The sequence below is a fragment of the Actinoplanes sp. NPDC049598 genome, assembly GCF_040675435.1.
In the GTDB taxonomy this organism is placed as follows: Bacteria; Actinomycetota; Actinomycetes; order Mycobacteriales; family Micromonosporaceae; genus Actinoplanes.
Window position 1 is genome coordinate 379792 of the sequence record NZ_JBFAOX010000004.1, and the last position, 25433, is coordinate 405224.

Consider the following 25433-nt stretch of genomic DNA (forward strand, 5'->3'; position numbering starts at 1 on the left):
TCCTCCGGACGCCGGCTTCTATGTCGGCGGCGGTTCGATGTCACATTCCGCTTGATTGCCGCGAGCGGCATCAAGCGTCGCCGGGTGATGGGGCCCTAGGACCCTCCGGAGCCTGCCAATTGTATTGTCATAGAGCTGTTGAGCAACCTCAAGAGCATCCGGCGACCGGCGTGTTGCCAAAGCGAGATTCAACGCGCAGGCCAGGGTGTCCGGATGGTCCACTCCACGCACACGTACGGATGCCGCCAGCGTACGCTCCAGCAGCTCCCGCGCGGCGTCGAATTCCCGATCGAGCGATAGGTCGGTGGCGTAATTGGTCGCGGCGGAGAGGGTGTACGGGTGTTCGTCGCCCAGCGTCTGCCGCAGCTCGCCGAGCGTCATGCGGTCGATCTCGCGGGCCAGGCGGTCGCCCAGAGCCCGCAGGATGATCGCGTGGTTGATCTCGGCCGCCAGCGAGAGCGGGTTGCGCTCGCCGAAGATGCGCCGGTAACGGGCGGCGGCCAGCGTCGCCAGCTCCTTGGCCTCGGTCGGCGGCCGGCCCCCGGCCACCGCGTCGGCGTGACTCGCGTTGGCCAGCGTCATGGTGGCGGCCAGCGTGTTCTCGTGGTCGGAGCCGAAGTGGCTGTGGCAGGCGTCGTGGTTGGCCCGCGCCGCCCGCAGCGCCTCGGCGAACCGGCCACACTTGCGCAGCGCGACGGCGATGGTCCGGTCACCTAGCAGCACGTGATGGTGGCGGGCGCCGCCCTGGGCCTGGAACCGGGGCTGGGCCTCCTGCTGCAGCTCGAGGGCCCGCTCGAACTGCCCGAGGCCGAGATGGTCGCGGGCCAGATTGCTGACCGACACCAGCGTCCGGCTGTCCGCCGGGCCGAACAGCTCCAGCCACTTGCGCCACACTTCCTCGTCCACCTGGTAGGCGCCCCAGTAGTCGCCGAGCAGCCGCATGGTGACGGCGAGGTTGTTCATCATCGACAGCGTCTGCGGATCGTCCGGCGGCGAGCCCGCCTGGTAGCGGGCCAGGATGTCGCGGTCGATGTCGAGCGCCGCGCGGTAGTCGCCGTTGACCCGGTGGTGGGCGCTCACCGTGCCGGCGACGCGCAGGGTGAACTCGTGGCCGGGCCCGTAGCCGGGGTGCGCCCGCAGCCGGTCCCAGGCCTCGATGCTGAGGGCCCGTGACCGCTCGTAGCTGCCGAGCGCGCGCAACGACTCGGCCAGTTCGAAGGTCGCCCGCATGATCAGCTCTTCCGCCGGCTGGGTGCGGGCGGCCTCCCCGGCCGCGCTCCACCGGGCCACGGCCAGGTCGGCCAGCCGCCGGCTGCCTTCGTAGTCACCGGTACGGCTCAGGTAGCGCACCTGATCGACCACCACCCGCCAGGCCGGCAGGTGGCCGGAGTCGATCAGGCCGGCCGGCAGCACGTGCGGCGCGATGTCGGCGTGCAGGGCCCAGGTCCGTACGTCGTCCGGCGCCTCCGGGTTGGCCGCGGCGAGCAGCAGCACCACGTTGTCCCGGCCGCGCTCGAGGGCGGCCGGATCCAGGGCCTCGCGCAGGGCCAGCTGGACCAGCCGATGCACCTCGATGCGCTGCGTGCCCTGGTCGACCCGGGCCAGGCCGAAGCGGTTGAGATCGCGGATGGCCCGGCCCATCTGGATGGGATCACGCAGGGCCCGGGCCAGGGGCGCCGACACCGGCGCGTCCTGCCCGCTGCGCAGCAGCGTCACCGAGACGGGCTCGGCCCCGAGATGGGCGAACAGCTCGATCAGATGGGCCGCCGAGGGCGACTCCGGCCGCAGCCGGTCGACCGCTATCCGGACGAAGGCGACGACCGTGGCCGGGTAGTGGTCGGGCCGCCCGGCCGCGATCAGCTCCTGCAGGTGCTCGTCGAACAGGGCGAGGTATTCACTGACCGGCATCGCGGTCGCGCTCTGGGCCGCCGCCACCTGTTCCAGGGCCAGCGGCAGATCACCGAGCCGGTCGGCCAGCAGGTCGGCCTCGGCGCCGGAGATGTCGCGCCCGCGGCGGCGCAGGAACTGGATGCTCTCGGCCCGGTCGAAGGTGCCCACCTCGATCGCCGCGCCGACGCTGGCCCAGCCCGGGTCGCGCGAGGTGAGCAGCACCTGGCCGCCGACCGCGGGCAGCAGGGCGATCAGGTCATCGGACATCTCGGCGTTGTCGAACACGAGCAGCCAGCGCGTGCGCCCGCGCTCCAGTTCGCTGATCACCGCTCGGACGGTCTGCTGGAGATCGCGGTGGGTGGGCAGGCCCAGGCGCTCGGCCAGCGTGGCCAGCGAGGCCCGGGCCACCATCGGGTCCTCGGCCGGAACCCACCAGAGCACGTCCATCTCCGGCGCGGCCCAGCGGTAGAGGTATTCGACCGCGATCTGGGTCTTGCCGGTGCCACCGAGGCCGTGCAGCACGGCCGGGAAACCCGACTGGGAGGTGAAGTGGCGGCGCACCTCGTCGAGGACGAGATCCCGGCCGGTGAAGTTGGCGTTGCGAACCGGGAGATGGCCGGACATGCGCGGAAGTTGTGGAACTCTGGCTGATTCTGACGGTTCCTGGATCGGGGCCGGCTGCATGAAGTCGGCCGCCCGGGCCGCGGGCCGGGCCTCGGCCGGCGGTGACGGCGGCGCGTCCGACGCGGCCAGCCACAGCGAGTGGAAGCGGCGGACCTCGGCGTCCTCGTCCTGGCGGCTCACCGAGCGGGCGGCCAGCACCCGGACGACACACTCGACCTTGTCCCAGCGGGGCAGGCCCTCGCCGCGCAGCATCAGGCTGACGGTCTCGTGACTGACGGTGTCGCGGAGATCCTGACGATGTCTGATCTCGGAGCTGATCACCCGGACGCCCGGCCGGCCGGCGTTGCCGTAGAGGTCGTGCAGGGTGGTGACCAGTTCACGCAGCGGGCCGGGGGATAATTGATCTGGTCCGGGCAGATTAACCGGCACAGCCACGCTCCTCCAGCTGCCGCCAACAAACGTCAAGTTGTGTCAGACAGGATTTCATGAATGCGCAGGGGACGCTAGCCGTCAACTAACGGTCATGATTGCCAGGTTTCGTTCCCGAACCCTTCCGCCGCTCGACCATGGAGGTATCGAGCAGTAATTCGGGAGGGATGGAAATGGACGGCCGCCGGTGGGTGCCGAATGATCGAATGATCGCCAAGATTGCTTTTCTGACGGTCCTGGTGACCATCGTGGTGTTGATATTGGAAAAGCGGATAACCGGGGAGGCCGTCCTGCAGGGGGTGGCCATCCTGGCCGGGGCGGCCGGGGCGTGGCGCCCGGCCCGGCCGAGCCGCCGGGCCCGCAAGCCCCCCGATCACCGGAACGGGTCGGGCTCCGGGGGCTCGCCGGCGTAGTTCTCGAAAGCGGAGAGGATCTCCTGCGGCCGGTCGATCCCGGCCAGCAGCCGGCGCAACGAATTCACCAGAACGGTGTCGTCGTCGGAGAGAAGACGATCCAACGGGATCCGCGTGACGTCGATCAACCGCGCCGCGCCCGGTTCGCCCTGCTCGGCGCCGTCCATCCGCCCTCCGAAAGAAGGCCGGGTCACTGACCCGGCCCCGCTGTGTCGAGGTTACCTAACCACAAGCCGGCCGGGGCGGGATTTCGGGGCACCCGCCCATAGTCGCATGCCTAGGAAAGATCGACAATGCCGGGCTCAATGGGTGTACGGCTCGAGACAGCCGAACTCCGCGCCGGCGCCGGTCACCTCGACCAGCACCCGCTCGGGCCGGACATCCCCGATGACACACCCGGCCTCGGGGAAGGTGACCGCGAAGACCGCGCCCGGCGGGGGAGCGCTCGCGTCCAGCGGCGTCCGCATGCCGCTGACCTGAACGCGATCCGGGGCCAGGCCCAGATCGACCAGGGCCAGCCGGGTCGAGGCCGGCGTGAAGTCGCCGGCCTCTCTCAGCGCGGTGAGCTTCGGGCGGATCCGGGCGGCCAGCGCGTCCCCCACGCGCTGCTCCTCGGCGGTCAGCCCGTGCCGCTGCTTCCACCCGTTGTTCTCGGCCTGATGCGGCGCCCCGTCACCCGGCGGCTGGGCTTGGGCCCCGGCGTCGTCCGGCGGCACGGAAGGAGAAGCAGGCACGGAAGGAGAAGCAGGCAGGGAAGCCGATGCCGACGGCAGCGGCGAGGAGTCCCCATCGCCCGCGCCGGGCCGGGCACAGCCGAGCGCGAGCAGCCCGAGCACGGCGGCCGTGAGCGCCCAGCGGCCGGAGGGTGGCATCCGCATCCCCGGATCCTATGAGAGGGTCGCCAGCATGGAACGGCATCTGGACTGGGCGGGCTGCCTCAACGTGCGCGACCTGGGCGGCCTGTCCACACGCGAGGGGCGGGTCACCCGGCGGGGCGCGGTCGTCCGGGCCGACAGCCTGGACCGGCTCACCCCACGGGGATGGGCGGACCTGCAGGCGTACGGCGTCAGAACTGTAGTTGATCTACGCGAGAGCGACGAGCGATCGGCGACCGTGGCCCGCCCGGCCGGGATCGCGGTGGTGCACGTGCCGCTGGACGACAACGCGGACACCGACTTCTGGTACCGGTGCATCGACGACGAGACGGACGGGACGCCGCTCTACTACCGGCCTTTCCTGGACCGCAAGGCGGACCGCTGCGCGCAGGCCCTCGCCGCGGTGGCCCGCGCCGAGCCGGGCGGCGTGGTCGTGCACTGCGGCATCGGCCGCGACCGGACCGGCCTGATCTCCCTGCTCCTGCTGACCCTGGCCGGCGTCGAGCCGGCCGCCATCGCGGCCGACTACGCCCTCAGCGGCGACCGTCTGCGGCGCCACTTCGACCGCGACGACCCGGTCGTCGAGCGGCTGGCCGCCCGCGGCACCACCATCGCCGAAGTGGTGCACAAGCTGCTCACCGAGCTCGACATCGAGCAGCGGCTGACGGCGGCCGGGCTGACCGGTGAGGAGCTGCGGGCGATCCGGGCGCGCATGGCGGGCGCGGCGGCCTGAGGTCCGCCGCGCCCGGGTGGCGCCGTCAGAGGGAGACCAGGCCTCTTCCGGGCACGGCGGTGGCGGGCCACTCGTACTCGGTGACCGCGCCGCCGCGTACCTCCAGGTGGGTCAAGGGGTTGAGGGCGTTCTGCCAGACCAGGTACGTGCCGGCGGGCAGGGCGTCGATGACCACGCAGTGGACGGTGCCGCCGGTGGTGTGGCGGGCCCGGACGGCGGCGTGGGTGCGCTTCGACGGGTCGGCGGCCGGGCTCACCTCGATCTCGTGGCCCAGCCATCGGGCGTCGGTGTGGATGATCAGGGCGCCGATCGTGCCGCCGATGTCGAGCATCACCGTGCCCTGGCCGGAGGGAGCCAGGGTGTGATGGTGATGGTGCTGGTGGCTCACGACGGGTTGGTGAAGCCGTCGAAGGGCGTGCCCAGGTACGGGAACTTGGCCAGCAGCTTGGCGTTCGAGTTCTTCACGCTCAGGCCCTGCTCGACCAGACCGGCCGCCGCGTCCGCCTTGAAGTCCTTGTCCACCAACGGGACGGTGGCGCCGGCGATGGCCCGCAACGAGATCGAGACCACGTCGTCGGCGATGCGGCGGCCGTTGGGGAAGCCGGCCACGTCGCCACCGAGGACGCCGAACTTGCTCTCCTTCTTGGCCGGCGGGATGGCCGTGTTCAGCCGCAGCATGTCGGCCTGCAGCTCGCCGGTGTTGTTCTGGAAGCCCTCGATCAGGCCGTCCGGGATGCCGGTGAGCAGGATCGCCAGCAGATCGGCCCGCGGCTGCTTCTTCTTGTTGAGCTCGGCCAGGTTGTCGAACAGGCCCGGGTAGAGCACCGGCAGCAGCGCGCCCAGCTCGGGCGTGGCCACGAACTCGGCGAAGCGCTTGTCCTCGCTCGGCGGCAGGCTGTTCCACTTGTCCTTCTCGGCCATCGGCACGATGACCTCGTTGAACAGCGGGTTGCCGAGCCGGGAGACCTGCACCTGCGGGCCGACCGCGACGTCGCCCGAGGAGTTGCCGTCACGGACCTGGACCTGCCGGCGGCTGGCCGACGTCCACACGCCGATCACGGCGCCGGCGTCGCGGCCGCGGACCTTCTTCTTGCCGTCCCGGCGGACCTGGTGCACCGGGATCTGCAGGGCGATGCTGTGCACATTGGTCTTGTTGGTCGCGTTGACCGCCTTGCCGGCGTAGTTGAACAGGTTCTGCCCGACCAGGTGCTTGTCCTGGAACGGGCGCAGCGTGCCCAGGTCGAAGATGGCGCCCAGGTCGACGAAGAACGCGTCGGCCCGCTGCCCGGCGAAAACCTTCTCACCGGTCTTCAGCTGGTGCACCGCGTCCTCGGCGAGCTTGTCGTAGTCGGCGATCGAGACCTTGCCGACGTTGCAGGGCGGGCTCGGCAGCTTGTCGGCCAGCTTGGTGCGCTTGCCGTGCTTGTCGACCTTGGTCACCGAGTAGAACTGGCGGCGGTTCCAGTTCTCGCTGTCCAGCGACTCGATCGGGCCGGTGTTGTAGAGGAACGTCTTGTTGTTGCGCAGCTCAGTCTCGAACCGGAACTCGTAGGTGATCTCGGCCCGGGCGTCGCCGTCGGTGTCGATGTGGATCGCGTAGACGACGTCGTCGCCGAACTCGAAGAAGTTGGGGCCGCTGGCCGGCAGCTGCAGCGGCACGTAGTTCGCGATCAAGGTGACCGTGTCGGGATCGTCGGGGCTGACGAAGGCGTACAGGTCGGAGCTGTCGGCGACCGGGTCCTTGCTGATCTCCGGCGCTTCGCGGTGTGAGGACATCAGCGGTCTCCCTTACCGGAAGCGGCCTTGAGCAGGCTGTTGACGAGCTTCTTGTCCGTGATCGTCTTCAGCTGGTCGCCGGAGAAGACGTCGATCGTGCCCTTCTTCGCGTCCCGGATCGAGATGACGAGCGCGGAGCCGTCACTCTCCGGCTCGTTCTCACCGGCGAGGCTCAGCCCGGCGACCGAGACCGCCGAGACACCGACGCCGGTCGCGGCGAGGGCGAGGACCCGGCGGCGGGACAGCCACTGGTGTCCCGGGGCGCGGTAGCGAGAGCGGCTCATGCTTGACCTTTCGTCGTGGTGCAGCAACTGATCGGGCGATGCATGTCGACGCCCGTCAGTACGAGATCCACGCGCGCTCGGTTCAAACATCTTTTGGAGCGCTCCCAGCGGTGGCGGGCTCCTCAGGTGAACTCGCGGAGGAGCTTGGCCAGGTCGGGGCGGTCGATGTCGTCGAGGGCGGCGGGCAGCGTGGGCAGCTCGTCGCGGGCCTCGAGCCAGTGCCAGAGGGCCTGCGCCTGCCGGCCGGGCTCGAAGCGGGCCTGGTCGGGGCCGGGGACGGCCAGCACCATGGCCAGGTCGGGCCAGGAGTCGCCGAGCCGCCGGGTGAATGCGAGGGCCGCGCGACCGGTGAAGCCGGCGCGGGCGCGGCGCCGGGTGGGCGGGCCGGGCAGCGGGACGCTTCGGTCGACCGGGTCGCAGGCGGGCTCCCAATAATGTCCGCGTGGTGGGGCGAAGGCCGCCCACGGGCGCACCTCGAGCTCCCGGGCGCCCGCCGGGGCCAGCAGCACCAGCCAGCCGCCGCGGTGGCCGGGGGCGACTCCGTCCGCCGAGTGCCAGCGCCAGCGGAAGTGGGGGCCGCCGGCGCCGTAGACGTCGAGCGCCGGCTCCTGTGCGGCCACCGGGATCGGCAGCTCCACCGGCTCGCCGGGACCGGCCGGCACGAAGTTGAGGGTCGGGCCGAGCCGGTGGACGCGGGCCGGTTCGGCGGCCCGGACGGTGTGGGGCACCGCGTCGAGGATCGCGGCGCCGGGTGTGACCAGGTCGAAGCCGGCCTCGACCCACTCGGGCGGGGTGACGCCCGGATCGGTGACGATGTCGATCCCGGCCCGGACGAGGTAGGCGTCCTCGGTGAAGGCGGCCGAGTCGAGCGGGTGGATCTGCCAGCCGCCGAAGCGGACCGCGCCGACGTCGGCCCGCATCCGGTCGGTGTAGCCCCGCACGCTGCGGGGCTTGAAGTACGTGCGGACCTCGGCCGCTCTCATGAGTCGCTCCGGCCCGCGGGCATCGCTAGGCGACGTGGCTCTCCATGGTCTGCTCCTCGTGTCGGCCCGGGCCGCGGTTTCCCCCGTCCGCGGTTTCTGGGAACGACCCTGTCGCGCATGTCTACCGTCGCCCTTCCGCTCGTCTACCGATGGAGGCGGCCATGGCGGCTATGCCGCCGGCGATCCCGGCCTGGTCGGCGATCTCGGCCTCCTCGGCGCCCTCGGTGGCGATCTTGGAGAGCGACGAGGCGGCGTATGCACCCAGGCCGCGCACGATGATCCGGATGCCCAGGGCCGCGGCCTCGCGGGCGGCGGCCACAGCCGGTTTCTCGGGGCCGATGTCGCCGTCGCCGAAGACGGCCAGGACCCGGTCGCCGCGCAGGTGCCCGAGCATCGTGATGCCGGCGCGGACGGTCGGCTCGACGTTCGTACCGCTGGTCCTCAGGTCTTCCCGCAGTCCCCGCAGGACCGGCTGCGGGTCGGCCGAGAGCGGCACCGTGGCCACCACGCCGCTGTCCCACAGGATCAGGCCGACCCGGTAGCGCGCGGCCACCGCCTCCCGCACGAACTGCTCGGCCCCCCGGTTGGCTTCCCGGATCGGCTGCCCGTACATGGACGGGCTGACGTCGATGCAGAGAACGACCTTGCCGAGGTACGGCTCCTGCAGCGCGCCGAGGTGACGGCCCACCGGGAACTGGGTGACCCCGACCGAGTCGTACGGGCGGCGGATCCAGTCGGTCACGGGTGGCTCCTCACTGCCGTACCGTCAGGTTGGCCAGGTTTTTCGCCTGTTGCTGCCGGGCCGCCGTGTCCAGCACCCCGTCCACGTAGGCGGCGAGTCGCAGCTCCGTCCCGCTACGGGGCTCCCGGGCGGTCAGGCCGAGCCGCCCGTCCAGGCCGAGCCGCAGGCGGACCTCCAGCGGCGACCCCGCCGGCAGCCCGGCCGGCAGCCCGGTCAGCTCGCCGTCGAGGACCCGGCGGTTGTCGGCCGGCTCGGGTGATTCGACGAAACCGGCCTGCTCGTAGACCTCCATGCGGACGGTCGCCTGGTCGTCCAGGACGGTGGCCACGGTGAGCGGCGCGCCCGCGGCCGGCAGGGCGTCGTTCTGGTGGATGACGTGCTCGACGAAGCGCCGCTGCCCGTCCGGGTCGGCGCTGTCGTGGACCAGCAGTCCGAAGCTGCGCGGCACGACCGAGCTGAGGAACGCGCCGCCGGGCTGCCCGGCGACCGGCGTCGCGGCCTCGGGCCGGGCCGCCTCGAACGCCCACCCCGGCCGGACCCAGCCCGGAACCACCCCGGTCAGCTGCCCGGCCCGCAGCGCCGCGCCCTTGGCCACGGCCAGCTCCGGGTCGTGCCGGTGCGGCCGGCGGCCCAGCTCGGCCCCGACCGCCTCGGCGATCATCGGCATCCGGGTCGACCCGCCGACCAGCAAGCAGTCGGTGACGTCGCCCGGGGTGAGGGCGGCCTTGGCCAGCAGGCGGCGCAGACAGGCGAGCGTGCTGTCGGTCAGGTCGCGGGTCATCGCCTCGAAGTCGTCCCGGGTCACCGTGACCCGGGCCGTCCGCCCGGCGTGCCGGAGCGCCACCTCGTGGGAGCGGGTGCTGGTCAGGGCGCGCTTGACCCGCTCGGCCCGATCGGTCAGCTCGGTCATGAAGGCGACGTCGTCGGCGGCGTCCTCGACGCCGGTGAGCTCGGCGAACCGGTCGGCCAGATGCGAGCGCAGCCGCTCGTCCCAGTCGGCGCCGCCGAGATCCATGTCCCCGTCGACCGCCACCACCCGCGGGCCGGCCGGCTCCATCCGCACCACGGTCGCGTCGAACGTGCCGCCGCCGAGGTCGTAGACCAGCACCGTCCCGGTGGTGACGCCGTAGTGCAGGGCGGCCGCCACCGGTTCGCCGACCAGCTCGAGCACGTTCAGCCCGGCCAGCAGGGCGGCCTGCTGGGTGGCCTCGCGCTCGCGGATGCCGAAGTACGCCGGCACGGTGACGACCACCGGCAGGGGTGCGGCCGGCCGGTCCGGCGCGACGCCGTCGACCACGGCCCGCAGGATCAGCGCCGAGATCGACTCGGGGGTGTGCTCGACGCCGTGGAACTCGAACAGCCGCTCGGTGCCCATGTGCCGCTTGATCAGCGCGACCGTCGACTCCGGGGCCACCGCCGCGAGCTGCCGGGCCTCGGCCCCGACGACGGCGGCGCCGGGCGTGAACGAGACCACCGACGGCACCAGCTCGGCCCCGAGCGGGTTGCGCAGCACGACCGGGATCCCGTCCGGGTCGAGGGTCGCGGCGACCGAATTCGACGTGCCCAGGTCGATGCCGAGGAACGGGATCAGCTCCGCCATGCCGCCTTCAACTCCGCGATCAGGTGGGCGGCGCCGTCGTACACCTGGTCCCAGACGCCATCGAGCACTATGCCGGCGATGAGCAGGGCGGACAGCAGCACCGACCCCACGACGACCAGGGCCCGGAACCCGCGGTGGCCCGGCGGGACCTCGTAACTCATGCCGTGCTCCTCTCCTTCTCGCCGGCAATCGGGATCGGCTCCTCCTCCAGAAGCCAGCGCAACGGGGCGAGCGGGCCCCGGCCCAGCTTCGGGTCGGTGGCCGAGACGGCGAAGTAGCGCACCTCGCGGAAGTCGGTCTCGGCCGACTGGACCAGGTTGTCGACGCCCTGATCGACCAGCCAGGCCCGGACCGCGTCGTTCTCGTCGGACAGGCCGTCGAGACCGGGCAGCCGCCGCAGCAGGTCCAGTTTGGACACCACGAAGGCCAGGCGGTTGCGCTCCGTGCGGACGCCGGACTGCCGCAGGCGGGTCGCGACGTTCTGGTACGACGGCTCCGGCGGGTCGGCCGAGACGTTGGCCGCCGCGAACAGCGCGCCGAAGGAGCGCTCGTAGCGCTGGCGGATCTCCGGCACCGCGAACGGGTCGAGCACGAAGACGAGCGTCCGGGCGCCGTCGAGGTACTGGTAGCCGGCGTTGCGTTCCGGGTCGGACAGCGCCTCACCGGCCGCGTCGTAGAGGTGCAGCAGCGCCTCGCGCTTGGCCGCCCGGAACCGCAGGGTCACCGCGACCGGCTGCTGGGCGGCGTCGGTCTTGATGGCCGAGCCACCCCGGTCGACGATCTCGGCGTACGTGTCGTACATCCGCTTGCTGCGATCGTCGGCCAGCGACACCCGGGCCGGGCCACCGCCCCGCAACAACTCGACGATGCTGACCATCACCAGGTGGGTCTTGCCCGACGAGGGCGCGCCGAAGACCGGCACCCGAAGGTCGGTGGCCGTGCCGGCGCCCTCGTGCAGGCCGGTGTCGCAGAGCGGGCAGAACGCCGCCATCGACCGGCCGGCCCGCAGCACCATCGTCGGCAGCCGCCGCCCGCAGCCGCAGCGCCGGGAGAAGACCCCGAGCAGCCCGGGCCGGATGTCGCGGTGCATCGCCGTCGGACCGTGCGCGCCCGGGCAGCGGTAGACCGGCCGGGCCGAGGTCTCGTAGCACCGCGGGCAGGTCCCGGCCGAGCGCCGGAGCAGGCCCAGGGCCCGGTCCAGGCCCCGCAGGACCGCCACCGCGACCAGGCCGAGCGCCCACACGAGCACGGCCAGGGCGGCCATCACGACGGCGACCAGCAGCACGGCGACCGCGACACCGGCCGTGCCGGCCATCAGCAGCACCGCCACCGGCAGCAGGATCGGCCACATCACCAGCCCGAACCAGCTCATGCCGGCCGCGGTCTCGCCCGCCCAGGCCCACATCTCGCCGGTCCGCTCGGTCACCCGCTTGACCACGACCACCCAGTCGAGCCCGGCCTGCGCGACGAAGTAGCCGGGCCAGGCCAGATCGGGGGTGACACCCTTCGGTGTCCGCAGCATCCTGAGCTTCCCGGCGGCGACGTCGCCCGGGGTCAGCACCCGCTCGTCCTGGCCCTCGAAGAGCAGCCAGAAGGCCAGGCCCAGCCCGGCCGCCACCCCCACGGCCAAGCCCACGCCGCCGGCCATCAGCGACACGGGGAAGGTGAAGTAGACGAAAGCCAGCGCGCACAGCCACAGGTAGAGGGCGATCGCCGCGATCGCCACCACGACGCCGATGACGATCGGCATGTCAGCGCTCCTTCCGATCGCGGCCGAACTTGCGGCTCCAGAACGACTTCTCGCCCTCGCGCAGCAGCGCGTCCCACTCGTCCATCCGGCCCGGCGCCAGCTCCAGGACCAGCTCCTGGGCCTTCTTGCGGCGCTTGTCACCGGCCCGGTGCATCCACTTGCGCAGGTGCTCGGGCCAGTCCCGCTCGAACGCCGGGCCGAGCAGGCCGGTGCCGCCCAGGTTGAAGACCACGGCCGCGGTCACCACCCCGTCGCCCTTGCGGAGCGTCTCGAACAGCCCGTGGCCGTACCCGGGCCGGATCTCCTCCGGCAGCAGGGCGGCCAGCTCGTGCGAGGCCCACGGCTCCTGGACGTCGAGCAGCGCCCCGGCGAGCTCCTGCTGCCAGACCTGACGGGCGATCGGTGAGACCGTCGCCAGGATGCGGCGGTGCTCGACCAGGCCCTTCGGGTCGGCCCGGGTGACGGTCTCGCACCAGCTCCGCAGCGCCGCGTCGTCCTCCAGCAGGATCTCGTGGTCGCGGGGGAGACGGACCAGGCCGTGCTCGTGGAGCCGGCGGAGCAGGCCGAGGTTGGCGTGGGTGGCCTGACCGGGCCGGGCGATCACGCGCAACAGCGGCTCGAAGACCGGCTCCGGCAGCAGGGTTCCCGGCGGCAGGATCTCCAGGAGCGTCTTGTAGTCCTCGACGGTCGGCCGGGTGCGCCGCCAGAGCGTCCGCGCGGTCCGGTCCATCTGGGCCGGCCCCTGCGGGAGGGCGGCGGTGAGCTTGTCCTTGATCAGGGTCTGCCGGCCGGCGCCGTCCGCCCAGCGCATCTGGGCGGCCAGCACGGTCTCGTAGAGCGGGCTCTCGCGCAGGGCGCCGTCGATCCGGTACAGGTCGAACCAGGCGTCGCCGACCTCCTCCGCCCGTCCCTGCTCGATTCGCGTCACCAGCTCGGCGTCGAGCCGGCGGCGCAGCGGTAGCGCGGCGACCCCCCAGAACCGGGTGTGGTAGACCTCCTCCGGATGGTCGGCCCAGTGCGTGACGAAGGCGTGGACCGCCTCGGGCACCACCTCGACGTCGTACTGCAGGTCGAAGCGCGCGGCCACCCGCAGCACCGCCTCGAACGGTCGCGGGCCGCGCCACTCGGCCAGCTCGTCGGGCACCAGCTCGGCGCAGCGGGCGGCGTGCCGCTCGGTCCACATCCCGGCCGGCAGCGGCGGCAGCTTGAGATCCTCGGCGGTGCCGAACCGCGAGGCCCGGTTCAGCTCGGCGCTGATCAGGGCGATGCGGACCTCGGGGGCCCACTCCGGGTCGATCTGGCCGGTCCGGGCCACCTCGTCCAGGGCGAGCAGGATGTCCTCGGGCCACTGCTTGACGTTGCCGACCAGCTTGTCCACCAGCACGTTGCGATCCTTGGCGAGCAGCGTGGCCGGGGTGTCCCGCAGCCAGTTGACCGCGATGCGGGCGATCGGCTCGGACAGCCCGGGCCCGCGCAGCACCATCGTCATGGCCAGGTCGAGGGCTTGACCGGGGTCCTTCAGCCCGTTCGCGCCGGCCTGTTCGACCACGTCGAGCACGTCGTACGGATCCTCGTCGAGCAGCAACCGCACCCGGCGCCCGGCGTCGGTGGTGACCGGCACGTCGCTGGAGTCGTTGCGGGTCAGGTCGAAGACCGCGTAGCCGTTGTCGTTGGCCACCCCGGCCGACGTGCTGTCCCAGTCCGGGTGGACGGCGACGACCGGCTGGACCGCGTACGCCGGGTCGGTCACGAACACCTTGAAGCCGATGCCCACCGCCCGCCGCTGGGGCAGCAGCAGCGTCGCGGCGCTGATCCAGCGCAGCACCTCGGCCGGGTCCTCGCCGATGAACAGCACCCGGGGCCCGCCGCCCTCGAGGCCCTGCAGCGCGGAGAGCAGCCGTCCGAGCCAGAGGTCGCCGCGCGGGCTGGTGGCCACGAAGGTCTGCGCGGCCTCGATGTCGAACGGGCCCGGCTCCCAGCCCTCGGCCAGCGGTGGGCACTCGGTGCTCTCGGCCGGCCGGCCGGTCCAGAACGGCGCCCCGAACAACTGGGCCGGGCGGATCAGCCCGTAGCTCGCCGGGTCCGAGGTGACCAGCGCGTGGGTCAGCTGGTTGCCCTCGCGGCCGCCGTTGGCCTCCCGGCCGAGGTAGACGCCGGCCGCGGTGACGTAGAGGCCGTCGACGGCGTGCGCGAACGACGGCGGGTACTCGGCCACCGGCCGGCGCTCGCGCATCCACTTCGCGGGCGGCTCGTAGAGCACCGCGTTCTGGGCCAGCGTCATCGCCGCCCGGTCGGCGCCGGGTGAGCGCGCCTGGAACTGCAGGCCCGCGGTGCGCTGCAGACCCTGGCCGGGTACGCAGTCGGTGTAGATGAGCGTCTCGAAGTCGACGCCGGCCCGCCCGCTCATCGCTGCCTCTGCTTGGGCACCACGTTGAACTGGCTGAGCAGCCACAGCAGCGGCTCGGTGACCCGGAACGGGCGGACGCCGTTGCGGTCCACCTCACCCGACGCGTAGTCGGGCGGCGCGCCCAGCGCGGAGACCGGGAAGTACCGGAAGTTGGCGTAGTTCGCCTCCAGGTAGTCGTCGACGTCGTCGGCCTCCCACTGGTGCAGCAGCGCCTTGACCTGCTCGTGGGTGTCCTCGCCGGCGGAGTCGTCGTACGGCCCGGCGGCGGACGGCGCCCGCAGCAGCGGATGCTCGGGCCCGAGCACGTCGAAGAAGGCGTCGATCTTGGCGAAGGCCACGGCCACCGGGATCTTGATGCGGCGGCTGGACCGGATGTCGTGCTCGCGCCGCAGCTGGTCGGTGACCCGCCCGAGCACCTCCATCGTCGGCTGCTCCGAGCGGATGGCCTGCGGTGGCAACCGGATCTGGTCGCGGGCGGCCGGAATCATGAACGGGTCGAGCAGCAGGATGAGCGCATCCGCCGCGTTCAGGTAGACCAGGTCCTGAGTCTGCTCGTTGGAGTTGAGATCCTCGCCCGCGGTGTCGTAGAAGGACAGGTACGTGGTGCGGTAGCCCTTCAGCCGGGCCGCCAGCCCGCCCTGCTCCTGCTGCCGCCACTCGAAGACGGTGGGCTCCTTGCGCCCGCCGACCGCCTGCGGGGTCTGGCTCATCAGGCTCCGGTCGGAGTAGACCGACCCGACGTACTCGCGGATGGGCTCCTTGACCGCGCCGGTCATCCGCACGGCGGCGCCGAACCGGCGGCGCATGCTGTTGGTCAGCTCGTGCGCGAGCACGGTCAGATAGACCGACTTGCCGGTGCCCTTGGCGCCCACCATCGCGATCAGCGGGCTGGTGCTGTCGCCGAAGCTCGACGACAGCGGGGTGTGGCACTTCGGGCACACCCGGATCCGGCTCGTGGCGCCGCAGTCCGGGCAGTCCGCCTTGCCCGGGCCGAACGACAGGCGCGACGCCGGCGGGAACGACGGCCGCACCGCCTCCCGGAATCCGGCCCAGCGGGCCCGGTCGTCGTCGGTCTTCTTGGCGCAGCCGGCGCGGCCCGGGGTGCCCCGGCCGGTGCACTGGTACCACAGGCGGTTGCCATCGATCCGGTTGTAGCAGTACGGGCAGGCCAGACGGCTCATCACGACACCTTCAGCTCGGTGACGGGCGGGTCGATCAAGGTGACGCCGTCCGGGTGGGCGGCGAAACAGCGGATCCAGTACGGCTTGGCCGTACGGGGCACGGTGAACTCCAGGAGCAGCGGCGAGCCCGGCTCGAGCACCAGGCCCTCGAACCGTTCGGCGACGACCTCGGGGCCGGGGGCCAGCGGCATGACCCGGCCCGGGGCCACCACCACGGCCAGGTCCAGACCGGCGCAGGGCCGGTCGCTGACCAGCTCGATGACGCGCTGGGAGCGGTTGCGCCAGCCGGGCACGGTCCGTACGGCGTAACGGATCCGGGTCGCCCGGCCGGCCACCTTCTCCTGGACCGGCTCGGAGAGGGACTCACCGGCCGGCCCGATCGTGACCGCCCGGACCGACACCGTGCCGCCCTCGTTGCCGACCGGCAGCACACAGCCCTCGCCGTCGGTGTAGGCGGCGCGGGTCATCCGCCGCCGGGTCGTCCCGGCGCCCGGGCGCTCCCACTGCACCTCGACCAGGCCCGCGTCCTCCGGCCAGGCCCAGGTGACCCGGACCTCGCCGCCGGTGCGCAGGGTGCGCAGCCCGCGGACGGGCTCGGTCTGTCCCAGGTGGACCGGGCGCCCGGCCACCAGCCCACCCGGGCCGGTGGTCAACGGGACGTACATCTGGGGTCCGAGGGGGATCTCCGCCTCGAGCACGCACGCGCCGCCGGAGAGCTCGGGCAGGCCCGGCACCTCGGCGCCGTAGCGGCCCGCCGTGGCCGGGCTGATCGTCGACCCGTACTCCCACGGGGGTGGATCCGGCGCGTAACGCACCCGGACCGGGGCCGGCCCGGCGGGCCAGGTCAGCCGGACCAGGACGTGCCCGCCGCGCCGGTGGACCGCCTCGACGGTGAGCCCGTCGACCGGCGCCGCCTCCGCGGCGGTGGCCCCGGAGACCACGGCCGCGCGGGAGAGCACCTCCCGGCCGCCCTCGTCGTGGTAGACCGCGGTCAGCGCGTAGAAGTACTCCACCCCCTCCTCGACCTCGCGGTCGACCAGGGTGCCGCTGCCCGCGGCCACCGCCACGCCGTCGCTCGGGCCGCGGGGCGGGCGTCCCGGAGCCCGCCGGGCCCGTACCTCGACCACGTCGGCCGGGGTACGCCAGGTCAGCGTGATCCGGTTGGCGCCGGCCCGCAGGGTGACGTCGCCGGGCTCCGGGGTGAGCCGGATCCGGTCGGTGACCGGCCGCGACCACACCGACCCGGCCCCGGCCCGGGCGAAGACGGCATAGTGCAGGTCGCGCGCGGTCGGCGGCCGGCTGTCGGTTGCCGCCGACAGCCGGCCGCCCTCGGCGATGACGTCGCCGTCCTGGGCCGAGCCGGGGGGCGCCCCGACCCGCCGGACGACGCGGTAGTCGACGGTGTCGACCGCGGTGGCCGGTGCCTGCCAGGTCAGCTTCACGCTCGAGCCGGTGGCCACCAGGTGCAGATCGCGGGGTGGCGCCATCGGCAGGCGGGTCTGCCGTACCCGTACGCCGTCGTCGTCCTCGGCGATCCGCAGCGCCTCCCGCAGCAGGCGCTCCGCCTCCTGCTCGCGCTGCTGCCCGAGCGCCCGGTCGGCGTCGGCCAGCAGCCCGGCCAGCTGCTCCACCAGCTTGTCGATCTCGGCGACGATCTGCGCCCGCTCCGGATCGGTAGCCGGCAGCGTGCCCAGGGCGGCCTGCGCGGCCCGCAGCTGGCCGGCCGCGAGCATCTCGCGGATCTGGGCGGCCACCGGCGACCCGGTGGCCACCCCGCTCGGCAGGCTGGCCACCACCAGCTCGGCGTCCTCCTGGGTCAGGCCGAGCCGGGTCGCCTGCCGCACCAGCAGCGCGTCGACCAGGTTGTCGGCCCGGCCCGCGGCCAGCTGCTCGACGATCTGGAACAGCGCCAGCTCGCGCAGGTCGGCGCCGTTCTTGACCGCGGTGGCCAGGATCCGCAGCGCGGCCCGCCGCGCCCGCAGCACCGGCGAGTCGGCCGCCTTGTCGGCGTCGCGGATCCGGGCGTCCAGGGTCGGCCCGTCCAGCCGCCGGGCCCGCTCGCCGGCCACCGCGAACTGCGACACGAGCGAGAACGGCTGGCTCAGGTCCGGGTGCATCAACTGGACCAGGGTCGGCACGCCCACGTCGCCCAGACGCTGGCGCAGATCCCGGTAGACCGTGCGGTCGAGGCCGCTCTCCTCGGGCAGCTTCACCACCTCGACGATCTGGACCCGGGCCAGAGCAACGGCGGCGTCCAGATCGGCCTGCTCCAGACCCGGGTACTGCTTGGCCACCGCCGCCACCTGGGCCGCGGTCGCCTTGCCGACCGCGCCGAACGCCTGGCGCAGATCCTCGGCCAGCTGCTTGACCACGTTCTCGGCCCAGGCCGCCCGGTCCTGGGCGAACTTCTGCCACCAGCGGGGATCGGCCAGGTCGACGCCGGGCCGCTTCTGCAGCTCGGCGTCGGCGGCCAGCAGCCGCTTGCAGACCTGGGCCCGGCTGTCCGGCCCGCTCGCCGTCTGATTCCAGTACGTCCGCAGTTTGCGCAGATGGGCGGCGAGCGTGGCGGCGTCGGTCATTCCCGGCTCGATGGCGTACCGGCGCAGCAGATCGTCGTCGGTGAGCGGGGTGTTCCGGCCGCGCAGCTTCCGGATGACGTCCCGCTCGTAGCGATCGGGCTGGAAAACCATGCGGTCAGGACCTCACCGTGATGGCGGAGACGGTCCGGCGGGCCGTCGACACCTCCTCGTCCGAGAGCACGCTGACCTGCACCTCGATGACCAGGTCGCGCCCGCTGCGGGGCTCGTGGGCCTCGACCCGGAGCAGGCCCTCCCGGCTGACCGTCATCAGCACCTCGATCGGCGAGTCGGCCGGCAACCCGGCCGGCAACCCGGTGATCAGGCCGCTGCCGTGGTCGACCGCCTTGTTGGCCGACATGTCGCTGCTCTCCTCGCCGCCGGCCTGCTCGTAGATCTCGACCTTCACCTCGCGCTGATCGGCGACCACGGTGCCGGCGGTCAGCTCCTGCCGGCTCGGCAACGTCTGGTCGGCGTGCACCAGGTGCTGGATGTAGCTGCTGCCGTCGACGTCGTGCTCCCAGCCCGGCACCTCGGTGTTGACCAGGCGCACCCCGAACGCCTTGGGCAGGACGGTGGTGATCTGCTTGCGGGCGAAGGCGGCCAGCTTCTCCGGGTCGAGGTTGGCCGACTGGGCGATCGCGGCGACGCGCTCCTTGCGCTCCTGCGCGCTCGGCGAGTCGCCGTCGGCGGTGCCCCAGTCCCAGATGGCGCTGCTCAGCGCGTACCGGGCGGCGCCCTTGGCCACGGCCAGGTCCGGGTCGTGCAGGCGTGGCTTCCAGCCCGGGAACTTCTTCTCCAGCGCGGCCTTCACCGCGGGCATCCGGCTCGACCCGCCGACCAGCAGCACCTCGTCGATCCGCCCGGCCGGGTCGTCGGCGCCGATCTTGGCGGCGAGCTTCTCGAGCGTACGGTCCGTGTAGCCCATCGTCCGGTCCAGCAGGTCGCCGGTCATCTGCTCGAACATGTCCCGGGTGATCTCGATGGTGGCCTGCTTGCCGCCGAAACGCAGCGGCACACTGCGCGAGTTCACGCTGGACAGCTGCCGCTTGACGTCCTCGGCCTTCTCCCGCAGCTCCTGCATGAACTCCCGGTCGTCGGCCGGATCCTCCTCGATCGAGGTCTGCGCGACGAACTCGTCGACCAGGTGGCCGACCAGCCGGTCGTCCCAGTCGACGCCGCCCAGCTCCTGATCGCCGTCGGTGCACAACACGTCGATCCGGTCGGCCGAAACCCGGATGACGGTGGTGTCGAAGGTGCCGCCGCCCAGGTCGTACACCAGGATCGTCCGCTCCGAGTCGCCGGCCGCGACGTCGTACTGCATGGCCGCGGCGACCGGCTCGGGGACGATGCCGATGACGTTGAGCCCGGCGATCGTGCCCGCCTGCTTGGTCGCCTCCCGCTCCAGCATGCCGAAGTAGGCCGGCACCGTGATCACGACATCCTTGACCGTACGGCCGGTCTCCTCGGCGGCGTCCTCGGCCAGCCGCTTGAGGATCAAGGCGGAGATCGACTCCGGGGTGTACGCGACGCCGTCGAACTCCCAGTTGCTTTCCTTGCCCATGTTGCGCTTGACCCGGGCCACCACCTTGTCCGGGTAGACGACGGCCAGGTTCTTCGCCTGCTCGCCGACCACGACATTGCCCGGCGCCTCGAAGTAGACGACCGAGGCCAGCGTCTCCTTGCCGGTGGACGCGTTGCGGATCACCGACGGCTTGCCGTACTCGTCGATGTAGGAGATCACCGAGTAGGTGGTGCCGAGGTCGATCCCGAAGAACGAGTCAGACATGCTCTTCCTCCTTCAGAGGTGCGGTCCATCGGTGGACGCGGACGGTGGCCGGCGTGAGCACCCGGCCCGAGATCGTGTCGAGGTAGCCGTCGCTCAGCGCCACCGCGACCCGGCCGTCGTCCTCGGGTCGTTCGGCGTCGAGCACCCCGTCCGGCCGGTGCCGCCCGCCGTCGAACTCGTCACCGGGCGCGGGCCGGATCACGGCGACGCCCCCGCGCTCCAGGGTCAGTTCCACCGAGTGGGCGTACGAGGTCAGCAGGCCGGCCACCTCCTGCCCGCCCACCGCGGCCTGCCGGATCAGGTCGTTGCGCAGCCTTTGCAGATCGGTCAGCACGGGCATGAGGACGAGCCGGCGCTCCCCGGCCCGCAACTTCTGGTTGTCGTCGTGCAGCCGCTCGATCATCCGATCCCGCCCGGCCGACCGCTCGTCGGCCGCCTTGAGTTCCCGTCGCAGCGCGTCGACGGCCTCGGTGAGCTCAGTCAGCCGACCGTCGAGGTCGGGCCCCGGGACGTCGCCGTCGTCCGCCGCGGCCGCCTCGCTCGGCTCCTCTTGAAGGGTCATGCCCAGTCCTGACGGACAGCTTCTGGCCGTCTTCCGTCCGTCAGTACCGCCACGACGGCGAGCAGCGACGATCGGAGTCCGATGAAGCCGGCGATCAAGGAGGCAGCGGACGCGCGCCCGGCTGAGAACCCCTCGGCCGGCGTCCGCCTGCGGGTGCTCATCACCCGCCTCGGCCGTGCGATGGTCCGCAAACCCCTGTCGACGATCGACGCGATCAGGCACGCGCGGGAGAACGAGTGTGAACGGCTGCGTGCGCTGGACGCCAAGCTGCCTCCGATGAAGCCCGACGACCGGCGGCAATTCGACGGCTTCTGCGAAGCAGCGGCGAGGCGGCGGGTGCGCGAACGGTGGATCTTCTGGATCGTCCAGATCGTCGTAGGCGCGCTGGTCGCCACCTTGAGCGCATGGCTGGTGGCCACGACCGTCTGGTCTCGCCCGGCCGCCTTGGTCGGCTATGGCATGGCGGTCGCCACTCTCACCCTGCCTGCCGCGTATTCCCTGCGTGGCGGCCGGTTGGTCTTGCCGTCCCTGATGACCGCGTTCGCCGCGGTGGTGTGCGGAGCGGTGTGGCGGGGCAGCGCCGGCGCTCCGTGGTGGGACCCCCGATGGATGCTGCACCTCCCCACGGGAAGCGGCGAGCAACTGGCGACCGGCGTCGCGCTCGGTTCGGCACTCACCGTCGTACTGATCATTTTCGCACTGCTCAGCCGGGTGGGGCTGGCGTTGATCGTCAGGTCTCGCGCCGGCGGAGGTTCGCTGCGTGTTCGTGCCTTCGACCAGCTCATGAGGGTGATCGAGCTGCTGCACCAGACTGACGGTCCGATCGAGGAGGACCGCCGTTCCAAGATCGCCGGTAGTGTGCGCAAGGCCGCGTTCACGCTGAAGGTGATGGGACGTGGCCGATCCCTGCGCGAGTGGTTCAGCCCCCATGGCCGCGAACTCAGCAAGCAGCAGAAGGAGCTCGTTGGACGACTGCGCAAGTTCAACGCTCGGCTGGGGAAGGCCAAGGAGGATCAGGAACTGGCCGCTCTGACCGGAGCCTGCCTGGTCGGAGTGTGCCAGGACCAGCTTGGTGACGCGTTGCCTCCCTTGGTGAAGGCCGAAGCCAAGAAACGCGAGAAGCGGCTCGGCGGAAACCGTTTTCTCCGTGAAGGGCGCAAGATCGCCGGTCTGATCGGGCCGACCGTGATCCTGCTGACCCTTCTCCACTTCGAATTTCCGATGCCGAGCGCGGTGGTGGGAGTCCTGGCGACCTTCTGCGCTCTGGTTCTCGTCGTCGGATCGTTCTGGAGCACCTACCCGGAAGCGGGACGCTTCCTCCGAGGACTCTCCCGGGCCGCGAGAAGCGTCGAACTTGTGGTCGCCGGCGCCCGGGCCGCGCTCAACTCGGCCGATCCACAGTCCACCGCGACGGGGACGCCCGCGGCGCCGGACCAGCGACCCCCGTCGGAAGATCCTGGCGACGCGGGTGATCCTACGGCGGACGGTACGGCGTGAGACACCGGAACGGGGTCCACCAATCATCCGGCATCGATCCGTCGAAAGTCTGGAGCGGGTCCGGCGAGTCGGGGCAAGGGTGACCGGATGGTTCTTCTGAGTGACCGTTTTCGGTCTAGCTGCCGGGTGGGTGTCGGCTGTCCACTTTGCGTGCGCCGCTGAGGCGGTCGCCACGACAACGGAGGGAGCCGCCGTGAGGATGCCGAACGGATCCACGACTTATGTGTCCGGTGCCGCCCGCCTGCGGGAGCTCGCCGGCACCGGCCGGCTCGCCGAGCATGCCGCCCGCGCCGACGACGCCGAGCGGCGAGTGCTGACCGGCGCCGCCTACGAGATCGCCTACCCGATCGTCTTCGCCCGCCTCACCCGGTCGCTGGAGTTGAGCCGGGGCCACCAGCTGTGCGCCAAGGGCGTCGACCGGCTGGCCGAGGGGTGCGTCGACGGCTTCCACGACGACGTCGAGGCCGTCGTTCAAGATCTTTTGACCCACTGCCGTACGCCCGTGCTCAACCTCGACGCCTGGATCGCCGGCCGGGTCCGGGCGGCCACCGTGGACGCGCACCGCCGCCGGCGCGGCGAACGCGGCGCCCTGCAGCGCCCGCGGCTGCCCGGATGGCTCTCGGCCGGCCTCGGCCACGACCGCTGGCTGACCACGCTGGCCACCCAGATCCTGATCTGGGTCGGCGTCGAGACCACCGCCGGCACCCAGATGTGGCCCCTCGAGGCGTGGGCGGCCGACCGGGCCGCCTCCACCGACGACTGGCAGACGAGCAGCCCCGCCACCGTCGCCCGCGAGATCGACGTGGTGCTGGCCGCGATGCAGCGCCGCCCCGACTGGTACGAGTCGTACGTGGAACGCCCGCTGGGCCGCAAACGGCCCCCGCTGGCCGTCGTGCCCGACGAGGCGCCCCCGGTGACCGACCCCGACGCGTCGACGGAGAGCGAACTGCGCCGCCTGGCCGGCGAGGCCGTGGCCGCGATCAACCGCCGCTGCGGCGTCGGCGAGGACACCCGCACAGTGGTCGTCGACGTGATCCGCAAGGTCTTCGGCGGCACCTTCACCGCCGGCCTGGAACGCGCCCCCCACGCCACCCCCGACCCCCTCGGCGGCGTCACCGGCGCCCTCGCCGACGCCGCCACCGTGAACAAGATCGTCGGCACCGTCCGCGCCATCATCGCCGACACCCGCCAGCCCGCGGAGCCCACCCTCCCCGGGGGCCCCCGTCCCGACCCAGTCTGACCCGAAACCCCTAGATCATGTCGGCCGCCTGTGGACAACCGGGCATCCGGCACCACCCCTGTGGAAAACCCCTGCGGCCCACACGACGGCCCGCCGGCCCCGCGCACCCGAGCCCTGGGCCGGCGGCCCGCGCGCGCCGGGCCCACGCGGAGCGGTAGGCCATCGCTTGGCCTGCGCCGGTCGGGGTGCGCGGGCGGCAGGTGCTGCCGGACGGGTGCGAGGGTGTCGGCGGGGCGGCGTCCATGGCCCGCCCAGCGACGGTAGGTGCTGTCGAGCCGAGGGTGCGCCGGGCCGCGGGTGTCGTTCGGGGTGCGTGGCTGTCGTTCGGGATGCGTGGATGGGCTGGTGTTGCCGGGCGGTGGGGTGCCGGGTAGCGGCTGTCGGTCGGGTGTAGGGGTGGGCGGGCTTCGGGCGGTTGGGGTGGCGGCTGTCGGTCGGGGTGCGTGGATGGCGGGCGTTGTCGGGTGAGCGCGTGGGTCGACGGAGTGCCTGTTGGCTGAGGTGCCTGTGTCCGCAGGCGCTGTCGGTCAGCGTGCGTGGGCGGGGTGCGCGGTCAGGGTGCGCGGGCGGTGGGCGGTGGGCTCGGGTGGCCGGGTCAGCGCACGCCGGAGCGCTGGGACGGGGCTTTCCACGTGAAGCGGACGCTGCCGATGGCTACGGTGACGCCGGGGCGGCAGGCTCGGGTTTCGCGGTGGGTTTCGGTGCCGTCGGGGGAGTACGTGATGTGGAGCTCCACCTCGGACGATCCGAGCGAGCCTCGGGTGGCGGACACCTCGCCCGCGCCGGGGATGCCGGCGGCGCCCGCGGTCAGGCGCTGGCGGTGGCCGGTCAGGGGGAGCGATCTTTCCGGTTTGTCGCCGTTGCGGACCAGCAGGGTGCCGGTGAGGGCGGGGCGCAGCCGCCGGGTGCGGGCCCAGCGGGCGGCTATCAGCAGGGCGATCAGCACGGCCAGGGCCAGGGCCCACCAGACGGCGCTGCCGCGCTGGGCCGAGAGGTCGGTGTTGTGGGCGCCGCCGGTCAGTGTCGGGGTGAACGTCATCTTCAGATCGCCGGTGATCACCTGGCTCCACGGGGAGCCGATCCGGGCGGTCAGGGTCAGCGGGGCGGTTTCGCGGACGGTGGCGAACGGGGCGAGGCGGCGCGGGCCGGCCGGCCAGCCGACGGTGATGGGGACGGTGGCGGTTCCGCCGGGTGGGAGCTCGATCGGCGTGGGTGGCGCGCTCACCCGTACCGCCGGGTTGGCACTTGAGGCCGTCAGGCCGTCGATGGTCAGTGGGACACGGGCCTGGGTGGACGTCAGGCGCACCTCGACCGTCTGCTCGCCGGCGCCCAGCGGGCCGGACGGCCAGGTGACGGTGACGCCCTTGGCCGTCTCGCCGGCCAGCAGGGCGCGGGCCTTGGCCGCCCGGGCCGTCTGCTTGGGGCGGTCCAGGGCGGCGGTGAGCTTGTCGATGCCGGTGATGCGCAGGGTCTGCGCGCCGGGGAAGACCTTGGCCAGCAGGGGAGCGCCGGTGGTGGCCGACAGCGGTACGGCGTACGCGCTGATCGAGGTCTTCTTCAGGTCGCGGGCCCGCCGGGCCAGCACGTTCCACTGGTAGCCGGCGGTGAACGGGTACGGGCTGCCGGCCGGGGGCTCGTGCACGCCGTCGGTCAGCAGGACGACGCTGGCCACCGGGGGCGCCTGGGGGCGGCTCAGCACGTCGAGGCTCTTCTCCAGGGCGGCGCCGATGTCGGTGCTGACGCCGTCCGCCTTGGCCGGCAACTGGCCGATCAGCTGGGCGGCGGCGCGGCCGGCGGGCTGGGTCCTCGCGGAGCGCGGCTTCTCGGCGAACGGCACGAGGGTGACCTGGTCGTCCGGGGCCAGCGCGGTCAGGAACTCACCGAGGCTGCGCTTGACCTGGGTGTACCGGGCGCCGTCCATCGAACCGGAGACGTCGATCATCACCACGTAGTCGGCCGGGCGGGTGTTCACCCCCAGCGCGGCGTAGACCTGGTCGGGGCCGGCCGGGGCCGGCCCGGCCGGGGTCAGCAGCGCGGCGGCGAGCGCCACCGTCAGCATGTTCATCCGTGTCCTCCTGCCCG

At 72.5% G+C, this 25433-nt stretch carries 20 protein-coding genes; 3 read left to right on the forward strand and 17 right to left on the reverse strand.

What is annotated here, in order from left to right:
* Positions 1-18 precede the first annotated feature (18 nt).
* From fxsT to AB0J66_RS12955, 3 genes are all read right to left on the reverse strand, one after another.
* The gene (gene fxsT, locus AB0J66_RS12945) at positions 19-2943 is read right to left on the reverse strand and encodes an FxSxx-COOH system tetratricopeptide repeat protein (RefSeq protein WP_364659280.1); all 2925 of its coding nucleotides are present in this window, start codon (positions 2941-2943) and stop codon (positions 19-21) included.
* 373 nt (positions 2944-3316) lie between these two features.
* A complete protein-coding gene (locus AB0J66_RS12950; protein WP_364659282.1) occupies positions 3317-3523 on the reverse strand; it encodes an FXSXX-COOH protein in 207 nt (68 codons plus the stop codon).
* Between the two features lie 135 nt (positions 3524-3658).
* Entirely contained in the window at positions 3659-4234 is a 576-nt protein-coding gene (locus tag AB0J66_RS12955) for a hypothetical protein (RefSeq protein WP_364659284.1), read from the reverse strand.
* 28 nt (positions 4235-4262) lie between these two features.
* On the opposite strand from AB0J66_RS12955, the gene AB0J66_RS12960 reads away from it, so the two are divergent.
* Entirely contained in the window at positions 4263-4964 is a 702-nt protein-coding gene (locus AB0J66_RS12960) for a tyrosine-protein phosphatase (RefSeq protein WP_364659286.1), read from the forward strand.
* A 25-nt stretch (positions 4965-4989) separates the two neighbouring features.
* Here the strand turns inward: AB0J66_RS12960 and AB0J66_RS12965 are convergent, their stop codons facing one another.
* The 13 genes from AB0J66_RS12965 to grpE form a co-directional block, all read right to left on the reverse strand.
* Entirely contained in the window at positions 4990-5352 is a 363-nt protein-coding gene (locus AB0J66_RS12965; RefSeq protein ID WP_364659288.1) for a phospholipase, read from the reverse strand.
* Positions 5349-6740: a DUF4331 domain-containing protein gene (locus AB0J66_RS12970; protein WP_364659290.1), complete on the reverse strand. Its 1392-nt coding sequence runs from the start codon at positions 6738-6740 to the stop codon at positions 5349-5351. Before AB0J66_RS12970 ends, AB0J66_RS12965 begins: the two co-directional genes overlap by 4 nt.
* A complete protein-coding gene (locus tag AB0J66_RS12975) occupies positions 6740-7024 on the reverse strand; it encodes a hypothetical protein (RefSeq protein WP_364659292.1) in 285 nt (94 codons plus the stop codon). Before AB0J66_RS12975 ends, AB0J66_RS12970 begins: the two co-directional genes overlap by 1 nt.
* A 122-nt stretch (positions 7025-7146) precedes the next feature.
* Positions 7147-8007, reverse strand: coding sequence for a death domain-containing protein (locus AB0J66_RS12980; protein ID WP_364659294.1), 861 nt, complete (start codon positions 8005-8007; stop codon positions 7147-7149).
* Positions 8008-8128: 121 nt separating this feature from the next.
* Positions 8129-8749, reverse strand: coding sequence for a vWA domain-containing protein (locus AB0J66_RS12985; protein WP_364659296.1), 621 nt, complete (start codon positions 8747-8749; stop codon positions 8129-8131).
* Between the two features lie 10 nt (positions 8750-8759).
* Positions 8760-10349, reverse strand: a complete 1590-nt coding sequence (locus AB0J66_RS12990; protein WP_364659298.1) for an Hsp70 family protein — start codon at positions 10347-10349, stop codon at positions 8760-8762.
* Positions 10337-10510, reverse strand: a complete 174-nt coding sequence (locus tag AB0J66_RS12995) for a hypothetical protein (protein WP_364659300.1) — start codon at positions 10508-10510, stop codon at positions 10337-10339. The genes AB0J66_RS12990 and AB0J66_RS12995 overlap by 13 nt, the downstream gene beginning before the upstream one ends.
* A complete protein-coding gene (locus tag AB0J66_RS13000) occupies positions 10507-12099 on the reverse strand; it encodes a hypothetical protein (protein ID WP_364659302.1) in 1593 nt (530 codons plus the stop codon). Before AB0J66_RS13000 ends, AB0J66_RS12995 begins: the two co-directional genes overlap by 4 nt.
* Position 12100: 1 nt before the next feature.
* Positions 12101-14506, reverse strand: coding sequence for a GTPase-associated protein 1-related protein (locus AB0J66_RS13005; RefSeq protein WP_364659304.1), 2406 nt, complete (start codon positions 14504-14506; stop codon positions 12101-12103).
* The gene (locus tag AB0J66_RS13010; protein ID WP_364659306.1) at positions 14503-15687 is read right to left on the reverse strand and encodes a zinc ribbon domain-containing protein; all 1185 of its coding nucleotides are present in this window, start codon (positions 15685-15687) and stop codon (positions 14503-14505) included. Before AB0J66_RS13010 ends, AB0J66_RS13005 begins: the two co-directional genes overlap by 4 nt.
* On the reverse strand, positions 15687-18377 hold the full coding sequence (locus AB0J66_RS13015; protein WP_364659308.1) for a hypothetical protein: 2691 nt from the start codon (positions 18375-18377) through the stop codon (positions 15687-15689). Before AB0J66_RS13015 ends, AB0J66_RS13010 begins: the two co-directional genes overlap by 1 nt.
* Positions 18378-18381: 4 nt before the next feature.
* Entirely contained in the window at positions 18382-20052 is a 1671-nt protein-coding gene (locus AB0J66_RS13020; RefSeq protein ID WP_364659310.1) for an Hsp70 family protein, read from the reverse strand.
* Positions 20045-20614: a nucleotide exchange factor GrpE gene (gene grpE, locus AB0J66_RS13025; protein WP_364659312.1), complete on the reverse strand. Its 570-nt coding sequence runs from the start codon at positions 20612-20614 to the stop codon at positions 20045-20047. Before grpE ends, AB0J66_RS13020 begins: the two co-directional genes overlap by 8 nt.
* 81 nt (positions 20615-20695) lie before the next feature.
* Here grpE and AB0J66_RS13030 point away from each other — a divergent pair, with 81 nt between their 5' ends.
* Entirely contained in the window at positions 20696-22111 is a 1416-nt protein-coding gene (locus AB0J66_RS13030; RefSeq protein ID WP_364659314.1) for a hypothetical protein, read from the forward strand.
* Between the two features lie 199 nt (positions 22112-22310).
* Positions 22311-23351 carry a hypothetical protein gene (locus tag AB0J66_RS13035; protein ID WP_364659316.1) on the forward strand — a complete coding sequence of 347 codons (1041 nt, stop codon included), beginning with the start codon at positions 22311-22313 and terminating at the stop codon, positions 23349-23351.
* A 595-nt stretch (positions 23352-23946) separates the two neighbouring features.
* On the opposite strand, the gene AB0J66_RS13040 is transcribed toward AB0J66_RS13035, so the two are convergent.
* A complete protein-coding gene (locus AB0J66_RS13040) occupies positions 23947-25416 on the reverse strand; it encodes a vWA domain-containing protein (RefSeq protein ID WP_364659318.1) in 1470 nt (489 codons plus the stop codon).
* Positions 25417-25433 lie beyond the last annotated feature (17 nt).